General features: G+C 36.4%; 18 protein-coding genes and 1 pseudogene. 8 read left to right on the forward strand and 11 right to left on the reverse strand.

The window, feature by feature from the left end:
- Positions 1–94 precede the first annotated feature (94 nt).
- The 6 genes and pseudogenes from Q0794_RS03195 to Q0794_RS03220 form a co-directional block, all read right to left on the reverse strand.
- Positions 95–814, reverse strand: a pseudogene (locus Q0794_RS03195) (IS5 family transposase).
- A gap of 290 nt (positions 815–1,104) precedes the next feature.
- On the reverse strand, positions 1,105–3,039 hold the full coding sequence (locus tag Q0794_RS03200) for a polymer-forming cytoskeletal protein (protein WP_298940092.1): 1,935 nt from the start codon (positions 3,037–3,039) through the stop codon (positions 1,105–1,107).
- 1 nt (position 3,040) lies between these two features.
- Entirely contained in the window at positions 3,041–3,568 is a 528-nt protein-coding gene (locus Q0794_RS03205; RefSeq protein ID WP_298940093.1) for a prepilin-type N-terminal cleavage/methylation domain-containing protein, read from the reverse strand.
- Positions 3,561–4,013 carry a prepilin-type N-terminal cleavage/methylation domain-containing protein gene (locus tag Q0794_RS03210; protein WP_366522493.1) on the reverse strand — a complete coding sequence of 151 codons (453 nt, stop codon included), beginning with the start codon at positions 4,011–4,013 and terminating at the stop codon, positions 3,561–3,563. The genes Q0794_RS03205 and Q0794_RS03210 overlap by 8 nt, the downstream gene beginning before the upstream one ends.
- Positions 4,004–4,453: a GspH/FimT family pseudopilin gene (locus Q0794_RS03215; protein ID WP_298940095.1), complete on the reverse strand. Its 450-nt coding sequence runs from the start codon at positions 4,451–4,453 to the stop codon at positions 4,004–4,006. The genes Q0794_RS03210 and Q0794_RS03215 overlap by 10 nt, the downstream gene beginning before the upstream one ends.
- The gene (locus Q0794_RS03220; RefSeq protein ID WP_298940096.1) at positions 4,453–4,827 is read right to left on the reverse strand and encodes a type IV pilin protein; all 375 of its coding nucleotides are present in this window, start codon (positions 4,825–4,827) and stop codon (positions 4,453–4,455) included. The genes Q0794_RS03215 and Q0794_RS03220 overlap by 1 nt, the downstream gene beginning before the upstream one ends.
- A 370-nt stretch (positions 4,828–5,197) precedes the next feature.
- Here Q0794_RS03220 and Q0794_RS03225 point away from each other — a divergent pair, with 370 nt between their 5' ends.
- Positions 5,198–5,281 carry a helix-turn-helix domain-containing protein gene (locus Q0794_RS03225; protein ID WP_298940260.1) on the forward strand — a complete coding sequence of 28 codons (84 nt, stop codon included), beginning with the start codon at positions 5,198–5,200 and terminating at the stop codon, positions 5,279–5,281.
- Positions 5,282–5,344: 63 nt separating this feature from the next.
- Positions 5,345–6,076 carry an IS30 family transposase gene (locus Q0794_RS03230; protein ID WP_298940262.1) on the forward strand — a complete coding sequence of 244 codons (732 nt, stop codon included), beginning with the start codon at positions 5,345–5,347 and terminating at the stop codon, positions 6,074–6,076.
- Between the two features lie 193 nt (positions 6,077–6,269).
- Here the strand turns inward: Q0794_RS03230 and Q0794_RS03235 are convergent, their stop codons facing one another.
- Together Q0794_RS03235 and fdhD are read right to left on the reverse strand one after the other, a co-directional pair.
- The gene (locus Q0794_RS03235; RefSeq protein WP_298940097.1) at positions 6,270–8,573 is read right to left on the reverse strand and encodes an FdhF/YdeP family oxidoreductase; all 2,304 of its coding nucleotides are present in this window, start codon (positions 8,571–8,573) and stop codon (positions 6,270–6,272) included.
- 89 nt (positions 8,574–8,662) lie between these two features.
- Positions 8,663–9,511 carry a formate dehydrogenase accessory sulfurtransferase FdhD gene (gene fdhD / locus Q0794_RS03240; protein WP_298940098.1) on the reverse strand — a complete coding sequence of 283 codons (849 nt, stop codon included), beginning with the start codon at positions 9,509–9,511 and terminating at the stop codon, positions 8,663–8,665.
- Positions 9,512–9,901: 390 nt separating this feature from the next.
- Between fdhD and Q0794_RS03245 the strand changes: the two genes are divergently transcribed.
- Positions 9,902–10,162 (forward strand): hypothetical protein, encoded by a 261-nt coding sequence (locus tag Q0794_RS03245; RefSeq protein ID WP_298940099.1) that lies wholly within the window; start codon positions 9,902–9,904, stop codon positions 10,160–10,162.
- Between the two features lie 576 nt (positions 10,163–10,738).
- Here Q0794_RS03245 and Q0794_RS03250 read toward each other — a convergent pair.
- Complete coding sequence (locus Q0794_RS03250) at positions 10,739–11,371, reverse strand: IS30 family transposase (protein ID WP_366522499.1); 633 nt, start codon at positions 11,369–11,371, stop codon at positions 10,739–10,741.
- Entirely contained in the window at positions 11,308–11,463 is a 156-nt protein-coding gene (locus tag Q0794_RS03255; protein ID WP_298940100.1) for a hypothetical protein, read from the reverse strand. Before Q0794_RS03255 ends, Q0794_RS03250 begins: the two co-directional genes overlap by 64 nt.
- A gap of 200 nt (positions 11,464–11,663) precedes the next feature.
- Between Q0794_RS03255 and Q0794_RS03260 the strand changes: the two genes are divergently transcribed.
- The 5 genes from Q0794_RS03260 to ettA all read left to right on the forward strand — a co-directional run bounded on the left by Q0794_RS03260 (position 11,664) and on the right by ettA (position 15,933).
- Positions 11,664–12,065 (forward strand): GFA family protein, encoded by a 402-nt coding sequence (locus Q0794_RS03260; RefSeq protein WP_298940101.1) that lies wholly within the window; start codon positions 11,664–11,666, stop codon positions 12,063–12,065.
- Positions 12,066–12,296: 231 nt separating this feature from the next.
- On the forward strand, positions 12,297–12,746 hold the full coding sequence (locus tag Q0794_RS03265) for a GNAT family N-acetyltransferase (RefSeq protein WP_298940102.1): 450 nt from the start codon (positions 12,297–12,299) through the stop codon (positions 12,744–12,746).
- A gap of 55 nt (positions 12,747–12,801) precedes the next feature.
- Positions 12,802–13,335, forward strand: coding sequence for an NADPH-dependent FMN reductase (locus tag Q0794_RS03270; protein ID WP_298940103.1), 534 nt, complete (start codon positions 12,802–12,804; stop codon positions 13,333–13,335).
- Positions 13,336–13,494: 159 nt separating this feature from the next.
- Entirely contained in the window at positions 13,495–14,115 is a 621-nt protein-coding gene (locus tag Q0794_RS03275; protein ID WP_298940104.1) for an FMN-binding negative transcriptional regulator, read from the forward strand.
- A 138-nt stretch (positions 14,116–14,253) separates the two neighbouring features.
- Positions 14,254–15,933: an energy-dependent translational throttle protein EttA gene (gene ettA / locus Q0794_RS03280; protein ID WP_298940105.1), complete on the forward strand. Its 1,680-nt coding sequence runs from the start codon at positions 14,254–14,256 to the stop codon at positions 15,931–15,933.
- Between the two features lie 75 nt (positions 15,934–16,008).
- On the opposite strand, the gene Q0794_RS03285 is transcribed toward ettA, so the two are convergent.
- Positions 16,009–16,641, reverse strand: coding sequence for a PEP-CTERM sorting domain-containing protein (locus tag Q0794_RS03285; protein ID WP_298940106.1), 633 nt, complete (start codon positions 16,639–16,641; stop codon positions 16,009–16,011).
- Between the last annotated feature and the right edge of the window lie 153 nt (positions 16,642–16,794).

Here is a 16,794-nt window from a genome sequence, read left to right on the forward strand (position 1 = left end):
GCATTTTACGCAATCTTTCCCCTATTGCATAGAGCAAATGATGTGAAATATATCTAAAGGAAACTAGGGCGTGTTGATCTTTGGTGCTCAATAATTACTCTGCATGCATAGGGAGACATATAATAGTGAATGCTAAAGCAACCATGCTTGCATAATTTTGCTCTAATTTATCCTATCTCGTTGCTCTTGCACGGAAATTTTAATTCTTCCATATGCATTTTCAACTAAATGTCGATATTTATACAGACACCAATCCATGTCATGGTTTCCTGTTTTATTATTTTTTCGTCTAGGAATGACTGAAATGGCACCTTTTTCATGTATATGCTCTCTAAGATTTTCACTGTCATAACCTTTATCTGCAACAATATAAGATGATTTAGGAGATTGATTTATCAGCCCTTCGGCATGGACAATATCGTGTACTTGACCTTCATATAATGAAAAACAAACGGGTAGCACGTAACTATCCAATGCTAAGTGAATATTTGTTGAGTTACCGCCTCTGCTTTTACCTATTGCTTCATCATCATTTGTGGCAGCACCTGTTCCATGCTGATGAGTACGGTCTATACTACCATAAATAAACAACCATTCTGAACTTGGCTCTTTTGATAACCAATTGAATAAATTAAGTACCCGAAAACGCCTTTTTTTGACCACAAATTAAGTTGGTAAACCTTGCCATGGACAACCCTAAAAGAATCCCCTCAAAGGTCATTCTATGTTCGGATTTATTATAAATTCTTCCACTGTGTTGCATTAACTGTAATAGCTTTAACCACCGTGCACCTGTTAACGTTATTCTTGGCATGGTGGTATTCTTGTATGTTGATTTTTGGCTAAACCATTATACATTTCCACCATGTGATTCAAAAAGCGCTATTGAAAGATCAACACGCCCTAATAGAAGATAATAAAAAGATTAAATTAATTAATCGCTTAGTTTTCAACTGAATATTTATAAAGCTTAATATGCTTTAGTGATCTCTATTAACGATACATTTTTATATGAATTTCAGTGATCACCCTTTAAAAACTAAAGCCCTTTATTGGTTTTATCAATAAAGGGCTTTAGTTTTTACGCAGTTAATAAATACATCATTAACCTGAGGTCGTTGAATCATCAGCAGATTCTGTTTCTTCTGAGTCAGAAGTATCATCTGTCTCTTCTGACACACTTGAGTCATCGGTCACATATTTCCAGCCTTTAAAAATTAATTGTTGTCCTGTTCCAGTAGTAGGATCACTATCCCCTCCACTGTAAATTACATTACTAAGTGCAGTATCGTAATGAATGCTCCCCCGGCCTGCAATGGATACTTCGTTACCCAGAATAGCACCTTTAAATGAAATACCAGAATCAATAGAAATATCTGCTAATGGTGCATAAATTACTGCATAAATATCATCTCCCCCACCCGCATAGGTAATACTAGGAGTCTCATTAGAAGTAGAATCATATGAACTGTAAATTGCGAAAGAAGGCTTCAAATCAGGAGTTAAACCATCAGCAAGTGTATAAATTGTCCCACTACCATTTACTTCGAATGTACCTTCAATGATTATTGTTAGGCTACTAGTTTCAGGGATAGTAATTGAGCCAGAATTAGCCAAGATAAAATTGCCACGTACGTAGATGGTAATATCAGAATTTTCTTCGATAACTACATCACCATCTATCGAGACATCCTCATATTTAAAAATATAAACAGATTCAGATAAAAAAGAAGAAAGGATTGGCTTAAGTGTGTCTTTAGGGCTGGATCCAGAAACACTATTAGTCACATCGGCTTCAGTTTCATTCATTTCATAGCCATCACCATTAGTAGTAATAGTTAAATCAGGAAGTTGAGTCTCCTTTCCCGGATCCACTAAATTTACTTCACTTGCTATATCATAAGGGTCGCAGGTTAAAGTTGAAACATCAGAAGTCGAGTCATCAGATGGAACCTCAGGCACGTCACCAATCAATGTAGCAATTTCTTCAGCTGTGTATGATAATGAACTGATGTACTTTTCTAATACATTTGAAGCAGTACCACCGTATATAAGAGCTCCAGAATCTAGGAGTTCGGTCCCCCCCCAATTATTTAATTTCACATCCCCAACTACACGAACCTCTCCATCTACCTCGTAATCTGAGGTTTGTTCATAATCTCCATGAGTACTCACCCCTTGAGCAACTTCTATTTGATCTAAAGAAACGTCCCCCTTCGCTAAAATATACCCATCAACATCCCCCCGATGATCAGATAAAGTAACAGATTTACGAGATATAATATTTCCGTCAACAGGGATACCTTTTAATGTCACAGTACCGTTAGCATGGATGCTACCGGTTACACTACTGGTTCCCTGGATATAAACATTACCAGTTGCGAAAATCCCCCCCTGAAAAGTCGTATTAGCGCCAACCGAGGTTATATCACCAGAATCCGCATAAATAGTTTGAATATCGACGTCAGTTCCTTTATTTACTTCTCCGTCATCTTTTATTTCACTGTAATCACCTTCAGATGAGTCATAACTATCAATAAAGCCTGAACCGATTACACTGACAGATTCACAACCAGTAACACCACTACCAAAGTCAAAAACGGTATTAAAGGAATTACTTCCAGCTGAAGCTATTTCATAAATAGCTTTTATTTGAACCTGACCTTCATAGGCCTGCCCTTTACTATAAACACTGACTTCATCATCAATACCATCACCATCTGTATCGTGTGACTCGACCTTCACATCGTATAACATATCACCATCGTGGCCATTCATTACCTCAGTTTGAGTAACAAGATCGTCTATAGACATCGAGTCATCTCTGGCAAGTTGAGTATTCATCTCATTTAAAGCTACATACACGCCTTTTTCAGCCATTAAACGAGAGTTTATTTTCTTTTGAAAATTTCCACTTAATCTTTCCTGTACAACACTATCTTCTAATGAGGTTAATACAAGAGTCCCTGCCATCATGGTTAATACCATCACAGTAATCAGAATAAAGCCTTCTTGCTTATTTCTATTATTTTGTCTCAACTTATAACCCCATTGCATTGATTAAAATTATTTGGCTTAATGCGATATCAATTTGTATAGCTTGTGCAGGTCCACTGCCAGAACTTTCTCCATATAATGCTTGTGGCTGAACAGTAATTGAAATAATTTTTTCTAAGCTACTAAAGTTGATACTTTCAATTCCAGTTAATATAACTTTCGGGCCATCACCTATGTCACAAAGTAAATTATTACTATTCAGAGTAAATACTTCAGTGTAATCATTAACAGGAATAGAGCCATCACAAGCAATATTGTTTTCAGTTTGTTCAACGTTTAACTGAGTTGATGTTACGGTTGGATTTAAAGAGGTTTGTTTTAAACTACGAGTAAAAACCTCAGAAGAATAACGAAGTACCTCTTGGGCATTTTCAAGATTTTTACTTGTATTAACTAAGCCTGTAATTGATGAGTACACAGTAGAAACACTAAGTATCAATACCGTACTAATTAATAAAGCAATCAATAACTCAATTAAGCTATAACCTCTTTGAACAATTAATTTAGACACTACAACTACTCGATGCTATTGGTAAATTTGCCATCACTTTTACTTCATTATCCGAGGAATCGATCATGCGATGATCGTCCCAGCTAATATAAACCGGAAAGCTTGTAATAAAACCTCCGATCGGTGTTGTAATTGAATCCCAATTTAGCTTATACCCTGCTTTAACGGTTAATGTACTTTCAACATAAGCAGTATCAAACTCTTGAGAGCCATTGGTTAATATACAAACATCATTTAAAATACGCTCTACAACGTTATTTGCTTGAATTAATGACACTGTATATTGATAACTATTATAAGCATATTGTAATGATTTTAATTGCCCAGCAGCTAACCCTAATAAAGCAATGCTAGAAACGATTAATGTTATCAATACTTCTAACAAAGAGAATCCATTTTGCGTGCTTTTATTTACACTCGAACACTTAATTTCCCTCATGAACATGTCGCTTCTTTCACTAGTTTACTTTGCCCACTAATATATATGTATAAACAATAATCATTTGTTGAAGTATCACTGTCTGTAATTTGAAACTTACTGGAGGTAGTCGAGCCTGTATTCGATATATCTAAATTAGTTAATCCGTCTGTAATAATAATTAGATCATAATCGGGCTTAAAAACACTAAGCACCTCTGAACCCAATTCTACTGACCACTGACTACCAGAAGCAACCAAATTAATTTTCTTTTCCCGTTTAGCTGCCTCACTACGTGCAAACTTAAACACACTATGAAGTTGATTAGCAGTACTGGTTAAACGATTTTGTTTTATTAATTGTGAAAATGAAGGCACAGCAATAGCGGCTAAAACACCTACCATCGCTAACACAACAATAAGTTCAACGAGTGTATAACCATTCATTTTCAATATTTTTTTAGGCATTATTTACCCCAGCAACCCGTTTTAACAGGTAACTTTGTTCCTTGATGGTTAATACTTAACTCTCCGCATATATCGTCACTTTGAGAGCTTGTTGCGATAGGTGTAGCTTTAAGAGTAAAAGAAGTTGAGGCTGCAGCTGAATAAGTAAAAGTATAATAGTCACTGGAATTACTGGTATAAGTATCAGGATAGCCACCAACTCTTGTATATTTACGTTCTAAAACAGCAACATCTTGTAATAAACTTTGTTGAACATCAGCTCTTCTGCCGTCTTGTATAAATTGATTATAAGCAGGTAAAGCAATCGCATATAAAATGCCTAAAATAGCGATTGTGATCATTAATTCAATTAGAGTGAAACCTTTCTGCTGCATGTTCTGCCTTTTCTATTATAACCAGCGTCATTTATATCATAAATATAGCCTATCTTTATTATTAATCTACCTAATTTTCATTATTAACGTGCCTCGTTTTGATTATCAAATTAAATTAAAAAACAAACTAAAATCAATAAATGTTGAACGTAAATAAATGTACAACAATCACTAACTTATTAATCATAATGAGAATAATATTTAATTTCTTGGATTCAGATCATAAGTGCATAACTTGAATAGGTAGAAAAAGTGGTCCGCTGAATAGTTGCTTATCGCTTTTTCTCCGGTAAAAGATGCAACAATGAAAACATATAAACAACTGACCTACGCGCAACCATGCCAGATTTATGCCTTAAAGAAAATAGATATGAGTCAAAATAAAATAGCCAAACAATTGAATGTAAATCAATCGACGCTTAGTAGAGAGTTTGCTCGTAATACAGGCAAGTGAGGTTACCGTATTAATCAAGCTCAACAAGCAACGGTTAAACGCCGTATTGAAGCCCGTAAAGTAATAAAAATGACATCAAATCTGATAGCATTAATAAATGTAAAACTAGGTGAAAAATGGAGTCCTGACCAAATTTCAGGATGGCTTAAGAAAGAGTGCGGCATCAATATTAGCTATGAAAATATTTACCAACATATTTGGTCTGATAAGCGGAGTGGTAGTCAATTATTCCAACATCTGCGTCGAAAAGGTAAGGTTTACCAAGCGCGCAATAAAGATAAACAAGTTGGTGGAGGTTTTATCAAGAACCGCGTCAGCATCGATGACCGCCCTAATATCGTTGACACACGTAGCCGAGTTGGTGATTGGGAAATAGATTTAGTGATTGGTAAAGGACACAGCGGCGCATTAGTGACTATTGTTGAGCGTAAAACGCGCTTTACAGTATCGACACGTATTGATGATAAGTCAGCAAAGACGGTCACTGCGGCCACATTTGCATTATTAAAACCATTTGAAGATGCTGTATTAACCATCACCGCTGATAACGGTAAAGAGTTTGCTTATCACGAAGAGTTAACCAAAAAATTAAAGTGTGTCGTCTATTTTGCAGACCCATACTGTTCATGGCAACGCGGTTTAAATGAAAATACAAATGGTTTGTTAAGACAATATTGGCCCAAATCTACCGACTTTAAAAAAGTATCGAATTCGATAGTGAAAGAGGTAATATTGAAACTCAATGACAGACCAAGAAAGAAATTAGATTACAATACAATACACCAGCCAAATTAATGGCTGAACATATGGCAGCTATAGCTGCTTAGTCGTTATGCACTTCAGAGTTGAATCTGCCCTTTGTAATAGTGCGAGAATAACGCTAAAGGATGGGTTGTCATGTTTCATGATTATAAAGTCACACATTAGCGATTGTGAATGGCTATTTTAATAAAATAATTAACCATTCACAACCGACCTAAAAACTATCTTACATAATACGTTCAGGTGATGGTTTTTTAGCGGCGGTGATCATAATCGCAATCGACTTTGAATTCGGTGTGAAGGTAAAATCACCGTGATTCGCTAATGCAACTAATGGATTTGTTTCTGGATAATAAGCAGCAGCATTCCCCGCAGGAATATCATAAGCAACGATAGTAAAGTTAGTCACTTTACGGATCACTTCATCACCCCACAGCGCTTCAATATCGACTTTATCGCCAGACGCTAGCCCGATTGCACTAATGTCATTTTCATTAAGCATAATAATATGTCTGTCGCCACTCAAGCCTCGGTACCGGTCATTAAATCCGTAAATAGTGGTGTTGTATTGGTCATGTGACCGTAATGTTTGTAACACAAATATTTTGTTATTGGTTAATGCACGCTGTGATGCTGACACGACTGATTCAGGTAAAGGGACATGATGGAATTGTGCTTTTTGATCGCTGGTATTCCACTTGTGTTCCGCTGCTGAATTACCTAAGTAAAAACCACCAGGTGTCTGTAAGCGTTTGTTCATGTCAGTAAAACCAGGAATCGTTTTATCGATTAAGTCACGAATTTTGTCGTAATCAGTGACCAAGTCTAACCAATCGATTGATGAACTGCCTAGCGTTGCTTGAGCGATACCTGCAAGAATAGCAGGCTCTGAGCGCATTTGTCTGATGTCACTTTTTACCACACCTTGCGAGCTATGCACCATTGAGAAAGAATCTTCTACGGTGATTTTTTGAGGTTTCCCCTGTTGTAAATCGATATCTGTTCGCCCTAAACAAGGCAAGATTAAGGCTGATTTACCAGGATATAAATGTGTTCTATTAAGTTTAGTGGCAATATTGACCGTTAAATCACAACGGCTCATGGCTTGACGCGTGACCTCAGAATCAGGCATTGCAGCCACAAAGTTTCCGCCTAATCCAATAAATACCTTACTGTCACCACGTAGCATTGCTTCAACGGCTTGTACGGCATTATGACCATGGGCTTGTGGTGGTGTGAAACCGAATGCTCTTTCTATGTTGTCTAATAGTGCTTGGCTTGGTTTTTCATCAATCCCCATCGTGCGATCGCCTTGCACATTTGAGTGACCACGCACAGGGCATAAACCAGCGCCCTTTTTACCTATTTGACCGAATAACAATTGTAAATTAGCCAGCTCATTGACCGTCGCAACTGAGTGTTTGTGCTGTGTGATCCCCATCGCCCACGTAATGATCACGCGTTTTGAGTTTTGATACACATCAGCAGCCGATTTTATCTCCTTTTTAGATAAACCAGATTGCTCAGTGATTAATGACCAAGGTGTTGCTTTGACTTCTGCTAAATACGCAGTTAAGCCGCTGGTCTGTTTTTCAATAAATTTTAGATTAAATACGCGGTCACCACTATCAGCAGCTTGTTCATGACGTTTCAATAATACTTTAACCATGCCGCGAACCGCCGCCATATCGCCACCTAAATTAGGCGTGAAATACAAACTAGTCAGTTTAGTGGAACTACCAAATACCATGTCAACAGGTGATTGTGGATTAGCAAAACGTTCTAAACCACGTTCTTTTAAGGTATTAAAGGTCACAATTTTCGCACCACGGTGTACCGCATGATTTAATGTATGCAACATACGAGGATGGTTTGTACCGGGGTTTTGACCAAATACAAAAATAGCATCTGCATGTTCAAAATCATCTAGCGTAACAGTCCCTTTACCACTACCAATAGCTTGCTTAAGTGCAATACCACTGGCTTCATGACACATATTAGAGCAGTCAGGAAAGTTATTGGTACCAAATTTTCTAACAAACAACTGATATAAGAATGCAGCTTCGTTACTTGCGCGACCAGACGTATAAAATTCCGCTTGATTCGGACTTTCTAATTCATTGAGATGTTTTGCAATTAATGTAAAAGCATCATCCCAACTAATCGGTTCATATTTATCTGTTTCCGCTTTATATAACATAGGGTCAGATAAACGACCTTGGTCTTCGAGAAAATAATCTGTTTGTTTACGTAATGCAGAGACAGAAAACTCAGCAAAAAATGCGGGGCTTAAACGGCGAGAAGTCGCTTCCCAATTAACCGCTTTTGCGCCATTTTCACAAAACTTGAAGCGATCTTTTTTAGTCTCTTCACCCCATGCACAACCAGGACAATCAAAACCATGGTCTTGATTGGTTTTCATTAAATTCAATATGTTTTTAGCGACATTTTCACTGTGAAACAAGTGTTTTGCAGTACTGGCGAGTGAATCCCAGCCACCAGCTGCACCAGTATATTTTTTAACGGTCATTAAGGCCTACCTATGATAATTAGATTAATGGTTATTGTTAAAAGTTAAATAGTTAAATAGTTAAAAGTTAATTATTAAAAATATAATGATTAACACTGTGCTTTAATTAAACGGAAATCACCGTGATAAACATTAAAAGTCTGTTCACTCACAAAACCTATTAAGGTGATATTAAATTGTTTTGCGACTGAAACGGCTAAGCTTGAAGGTGCACCAATGGCAACAACTACAGGTATATTTGCCGCTACCGCTTTTTGCATCAACTCAAAACTAACGCGCCCGCTTAGCATTAAGATATGTTGATTACCCAACAAATTTTGCTGTAGTAAGTCACCAATAACTTTGTCTACTGCATTATGGCGGCCGACATCTTCTTGAACGGATAAGCAACTATTGACGGTAAAAATCCCTGCACTATGCACGCCACCTGTTGCACTGAATAAAGTTTGTTGCTTTCTAAGTTGCGTAGAAAATGTCAGGAGATTGTTAATCGATAACCAATGAGCTTGTTCATCAACATCATGCTCAAAGGTGTGCGCTAACTTTTTAACATCGTTTGCACCACAGATACCGCAACCGGAATGGCTCACAAACTGACGGCTTAAACTTTTCCAATCGAATTGAACATGCTTATCGAGATAAACATCACATTGATTTTGCTCTTCACAACTGATTTTTTTGATATCTGCTGCATGATGAATTATCGCATAAGAAAGTAATAACCCAGTCACCAAAAAGGCATCTTGCCCCGGTGTTCTCATTGTTACCATCAATGGTTTTTCAAGTTGCTTGCCCGTCTTTGGGCAGTTCCAATGCAATACAATATTGAGTGGTTCTTCACTTATTACAATATCTTCGCTCAAGCGCAGATCAACCGTTCCTTCTGGAGTTAATCGATAACGTTGTCGATTAACAAACTGATAGGACTTTGAACTCATTATTAACCCTTGATAAATTATTTTTTAATAAAAATGATTCAGGCTGATATTTATTTAGAAAACAAATAGGAGGATGACTCGTAGAATTCAGATTTATAACATATTATTTACAAAATTTTTAGAGGAAATGATCAATTTACTAAAAAATATTTATGACAGTTAACTAGCAGCATAAATAGTCGCTTTATAATCTTTCATTATGAACAAAAATCACTTCACCAAAAATGCCTCCATCAAGAAAAGTAATATCATTCGCTATTACAGTACTTAGAGCACAATTATTTTACCTATTCCGTATAATGATGATTTTAAACGATTGTTTATTTGGATGAAATTGCTATTCTCTATCAAAAAAACGATACTTGAAACATTGAACAAGGACTAAATAAAGTGACTGATTATGACGTTAAATTAATAAATGTTTTGAAATTATTAGGTGCTCAATGGTCAATTATTGACTATCAATTAGCCGGTATGGGCTGGGCTGCGATAATATCGAATAACGATGTTCAATTTACTCTTCATTCTGATCGAGGTCAGGTAGATATTTATCTTGGAGAATTTCAAGAAAAGGAACTCATCAGTTGTAAAAATTCTGCAAAAGAAATTGCGGAAATAATCACAATAAATATTGTCGAACAAAAAATATAATTAAGGATAAAAATGAGAAATATTATCACTTTATTTTGTACCCAAAACTATGATTGAAAAATATGGTGCTATTTGGATAAAGATCGAACAAAAAAATTCAACAAAGATTGTCTTTGAAGAGTATTTACCTGATATTGATAAACTACAAATAATATATGAAAGAGTCGATGGAAATTATCAACCTTATTCTTGTGTGAAAAATAAGGATCCTCAATGGTGTCTACCAATATGGACTCCCGAAAACTCCAAGACCATTTTATCGACGATTGAATCGGCAAAAAAATATTTAATAAGTTTTATATAACCTATTTATACAAAATTAAATTCAACTAGTCCCTATAAAAAATAAGAGTTGAATTATTAACTGTGGCAGGTTCAACTCTGAAGTGCATAACAACTAAGCAGCTATAGCTGCCATATGTTCAGCCATTAATTTGGCTGGCGTATTGTAATCTAATTTCTTTCTTGGTCTGTCATTGAGCTTCACTATTACCTCTTTCACTATCGAATTCGATACTTCTTTGAAGTCGGTAGATTTTGGCCAATATTGTCGTAATAAGCCATTCGTATTTTCATTTATCCTCGCTGCCATGAACAGTAGGGATCTGCAAAATAGACTGTACACTTTAGATTTTTGGTTAACTCTTCGTGGTAAGCGAACTCTTTACCGTTATCAGCGGTGATGGTTAAGACTGCATCTTCAAATGGTCTTAATAATGCAAGTGTCGCCGCAGTGACCGTGTTTGCTGATTTATTATCAATACGTGTCGATACTGTAAAACGCGTTTTACGCTCAACAATCGTCACTAATGCGCCGCTGTGTCCTTTACCAATGACTAAATCTATTTCCCAATCACCAACTCGGCTACGTGTCTCGACGATATTAGGTCGCTCATCGATACTGACGCGGTTCTTGATAAAACCTCGACCAGCTTGTTTATCTTTATTGCGGGCTTGGTAAGCCTTACCTTTTCGACGCAGATGTTGGAATAATTGACCACCACTCCGCTTATCGGACCAAATATGTTGATAAATAGTTTCATAGCTAATACTGATATCATGCTCTTTCTTAAGCCATCCTGAAATTTGGTCAGGGCTCCATTTTTCACCTAGTTTTACATTTATTAATGCAATCAAAGTAGATGTCATTTTTCTTGCTTTACGGGCTTCAATACAGCGTTTAACTGTTGCTTGTTGAGCTTGATTAATACGGTAACCTCGCTGCCTGTATTGCGAGCAAACTCTCTACTAAGCGTCGATTGACTCTCATTCAATTGTTTAGCTATTTTATTTTGACTCATGCCTATTTTCTTTAGAGCATAAACCTGGCATCGTTGCGCATAGGTCAGTTGTTTTATATGTTTTCATTGTTGCATCTCTTGCCGGAGAAAAAGCGATAAGCAACTATTCAGCTGACCACTTTTTCTACCTATTGAAGTTATGCACTTATGATCTGAATCCAAGCCTAATAATATTTTTATGAAACAAAGGAATAGCATCAATGATCAAATATATCGGAGACAAGAAAATACAAGCGAAGCATTTGGCAAGCTGCCATTGTGGTTCCGTTACACTAGAATTGTCACTTCCAAATGGAATTGAGAAACCTAGGCGTTGTGATTGTTCTATTTGTAAACGAAAAGGTGCAATTGTAGGATCTGTTGCTTTAGATGGAATTCGTATAATCTCAGGCGCCGATGTTTTAAAACTTTACCAGTTTAATACTAACACTGCTAAGCATTACTTCTGTTCTAAATGCGGAATTTATACTCATCATCAACGTCGTTCGAGCCCAAATGAATATGGGTTTAATATTGGCTGCCTTGAGGGAGTAAATCCTTTTGAGCTAGGTGAAGTAGTTACAAATGATGGTGTAAATCATCCTGCTGATAAGCAAACTTAATAACAAGTCCATAAAACCTGACATTTCACATTGTCCTATTTTTGCATAAGAATAAATACGTACAAAAGCATCCGACATGTTCCGCATATTATACGGGCATTAAGACTGTATAATAGTGCTATTGTCATAAACCAATGAAAACTTATAAGCCATTATTTTAAAAAACAAAAACAGAAAAATGTATTTCCCCTGAAAAAATTCTATCATCTCGTTAAACCTCAAGGAGTAATAATGAATATTAGTGTAAAACGTGCAGTATTAGAAAACCTAAATGAAGTTAGTGAACTGTTTAATGCTTATCGTGTTTTTTATAAACAAGAAAGCAACTTACCATTGGCTGTTAACTTTATTTCTGAACGTTTAAAAAACAAAGACTCTATTATTTTTTATGCTTATGATAAAAATGGGCATGCTTTAGGTTTTACTCAGTTGTATCCAATATTTTCATCTGTTTCTGCTCGCTCTAGCTGGGTATTAAATGATCTGTACGTATCGTCAAATGCGAGACGTTTAGGAATAGGTAAAACTTTAATGGAAGCAGCCAGAGAATTTGCTAATAAACAAAATTCGAAAGGTATTGCTCTTGAAACATGTGAAGATAACGTCACTGCTCAAGCATTATATGAATCACTTGGTTATGAAAAAGAAACGGGTGTTTATAATTACTTTCTAAGCTTGTAAAAATATAACAGCAACTAAACTGGACGTTGATATTTCATCATAGCGGAGGAATTATATGAAAAAAATAAAATTGCTCGCCATATCTGGTAGCCTACGAAAAAATTCTTATAATTCAGCCGCCTTGAAAATGATTTCAAATATTTCTCCAGAACATATTGAAATTATTATTGGTGACATAAGTAAGCTACCTTTGTTTAACCCTGATTTAGAGCCCGGTATTATTCCTGCACTTGATAAAATTAAATTAGAACTTAATGCATCCTCTGGTTTAATCATATCTAGTCCAGAATATGCACATGGAATCAGTGCTCCCATGAAGAATGTATTAGATTGGCTAGTGAGTAGTTTTGAATTTCCTGATAGCCCAATTATGATAATAAATACAGCGCCACGTGCTCATCATGGTTTGGATGTATTAAAAGAAGTATTGAAAACAATGTCTGGAAATATCATCGAAAATGCTTATGTTTCAATTCCATTACTAGGCAGTGTTTTAGTAGATGGTGAAATCAGTGAAGCCAGTCATTTTGAGGCTAAATTAAGTGAGGGCCTTAATAATTTTTATAATGAAGTAGTAAAAATAGAATAAAAATATAAAAAGCACAGAATCAGGCAGTCCTAAAATAGAAATCAGAGCTTATGTTTTGCCTATAAAAGAAATGTTAGTCCACCAAAAACGCCTATTCTCTGTGCAATTAGGCAAATTATTTTAGTTAACTCAATAGCACGCTGGCATACAAGGATGAATATGCATATACCACAAAAATTCAAGCAAGAAGAAGAAACTCAGTTAAAGAACGTCATACGAGAGTACCCTTTTGCAACATTAATAACACATTCTAAATCAGGTATTGAGGTTAATCATTTGCCGGTTATTCTGACTAAGGTTAACGGTAAGGATGTCATTCAGGCTCATATCGCTAAAATTAATAAAATATGGGAATCTGTCGAAAACGGTACAGAAGTCCTTATTATTTTTAATGGACCAAATTGTTATATTTCTCCGAATTATTACCCAACAAAAAAAGAGTCAGGAAAAGCAGTGCCTACTTGGAACTATGTCGTCGTTCATGTAAAAGGCAACATTTCATTTATCCACGATCAACAATGGGTCTATAACATGATTAATACGTTGACCAATGAACATGAATCAAATCAAGCAACACCATGGTCCATCACAGATGCTCCAGAGACCTATATAAATAAAATGCTTCCAGCTATTGTAGGTATCGAAATTTCAATTGATTCAATCGAAGGACAATGGAAGTTAAGTCAAAACCAACCTGAGATAAACAAATTTGGCGTTGTAAAAGGATTATTTGAGAAAGGAGAAAATAAAGTATCAGACTTAGTTAAAGATCAAATATAAAAGCATTTACACAATTGCTTGGATCATTAATCTACTTTTAGCAATTTTAATTATCTAAGCGATCCCCTTCTGTTGCTTGTTGATTAGTAGATACTTACAATAGATGGCAATTATTCTATTCATTATAAAGGATTCCCCATGGCTCAAGCATTGCCTGATAAGTTCATTTATTCTATGTCGCGCGTTTCTAAGGTGGTTCCACCTAAACGTACGATTCTAAAAGATATTTCATTAAGTTTTTTCCCTGGCGCTAAAATTGGCGTGTTAGGTCTGAATGGTTCAGGTAAATCGACTCTATTACGTATTATGGCTGGCGTTGACCAAGAGTTTGATGGTGAAGCGCGCGCGTTAACGGGTACAAAAATCGGTTACTTACCGCAAGAGCCAGTATTAGATCTTGAAAAAAATGTTCGTGAAATAATCGAAGAAGCTGTTTCAGAAGTGAAGTCTGCATTAACAGAGTTAGATGCAGTTTATGCAGCTTACGCTGAAGAAGATGCCGATTTTGATGCCTTAGCAAAACGCCAAGGTCAACTTGAAGATATTATTCAAGCACACGATGGTCATAACCTTGATAACCAATTAGAACGTGCTGCTGATGCCCTGCGTTTACCTCCGTGGGATCAACCGATAAAAGTACTGTCTGGTGGTGAGCGTCGCCGTGTTGCGTTATGTCGTTTATTACTTGAAAAACCAGACATGTTATTACTAGACGAACCAACCAATCACTTGGATGCTGAATCTGTTGCATGGTTAGAGCGTTTCCTACATGACTATGAAGGGACTGTTGTGGCCATTACCCATGACCGTTACTTCCTTGATAATGTAGCCGGTTGGATCTTAGAGTTAGACCGTGGTTACGGGATCCCTTGGGAAGGTAACTACTCATCTTGGTTAGAGCAAAAAGATGAGCGTTTAAAACAAGAAGCAGGACAAGAGAAGGCACGTCAACGCCAAATTGAACAAGAGCTGGAATGGGTTCGTTCAAACGCAAAAGGACGTCAATCTAAAAGCAAAGCGCGTTTATCTCGTTTTGAAGAGCTTAATAATCAAGACTTCCAAAAACGTAATGAAACAAACGAGCTATTTATTCCAACAGGCCAACGTTTGGGTGATCAAGTTATCGATGTTAATAACTTAACTAAATCATTTGATGGTCGTGTGTTAATTGACGATTTAAGCTTCAGTATTCCTAAAGGTGCGATCGTCGGTATTATCGGTGCCAATGGTGCAGGTAAATCAACGTTATTTAAAATGTTAGACGGCACTGAAAAACCTGATTCTGGTGAAATCATTGTCGGTGAGTCAGTACAAATGGCGAGTGTTGACCAGTTCCGTGATCATATGGATGACAAACTGTCTGTATTTGAAGAAGTGTCTGGCGGTAGTGACATTATTCAAGTGGGTAATATTGAAATTCCGAGTCGTGCTTATTTAGGTCGTTTCAACTTTAAAGGTTCTGACCAATCTAAAATCGTAGGTGATTTATCCGGTGGTGAACGTGGTCGTTTACACTTAGCTAAATTGCTTAAGTCTGGCGGTAACTTATTGTTACTCGATGAGCCAACCAATGATTTAGATATCGAAACATTGCGAGCACTGGAAGATGCACTATTAGGGTTTGCAGGTTGTGCCATGGTGATTTCACATGACCGTTGGTTCTTAGACCGTATTGCAACGCACATCATCGATTACCGTGATGAAGGCCAAGTTAACTTCTATGAAGGTAACTACAGTGAATACGAAGCGTGGATGAAGAAAACATTAGGTGCAGCGGCATTAGAGCCTAAACGTGTTAAGTACAAACGTATTAACTAAGCTGAAAGTGATAAGCCTAAAACAAAAAAACCATTCAAATTGAATGGTTTTTTTATGCGCTAAGCTTTTATCTATCTAGAGACTAACTAACTTTTTACGGCGGTTAATAGAAAAACCTAGTACAGCTAAAGCAAACAGTCCTAACATAGCAGGAGCAGGTACTGAAACAGGATCTGACACTGAAAAATTATTAACGATTAATTTTGATTTAACAGTATCATCATTAACATTGAATACCCCGACGGTATAGGTTAATAAACCTGACTCGGTAGCAGCCCATTCAAAAGTGCCAGTTTCCCAATCAGGTGTCGATGTATCTGCAAGCCAATTGAGGTCGCCCAGACTCAAGTTAACAAACGCAAAATCATTATAGAATGAATTTGATATTTCAACGCTATACCACAACCAATCAAATGAAAAAATTGACCCTGTATCCACTGTTACACTATTTTGATATGCAGAGCCCGATAGTGCGTTTCCTGTTGAAATGCTGTCAAAAGCCCCCTGCTCTACTCCAGCAAAAGTGCTCACTTTACTATCACCCTTACCGTCAATTGAATATATATATAAACTATCTTGATATGTTTTTACTGTTCCAATGGTATTAGTGCCAGAAGTATGGTGTCCACTTGTTTTATAACTCATCACTGTTGCTTGTGCTGCCATTGAAAATAACAATGGTACTAATATTGAGATGATTTTTCTCATTAATCTATTCCTGTAAAAATTAAATTAGGCAAAACTACCTATAACGAGCAGATAAAGCACTAATCATGCCAAAACAAAAAAGCATTGATTATAAAGGAATAAGATTATTATAGAAAAATAAACTTGCTAAAGTGTTAATAAATCCGACACTTT

Origin of the sequence: uncultured Psychromonas sp. (assembly GCF_947489755.1) — a bacterium.
Lineage (GTDB): Bacteria > Pseudomonadota > Gammaproteobacteria > Enterobacterales > Psychromonadaceae > Psychromonas.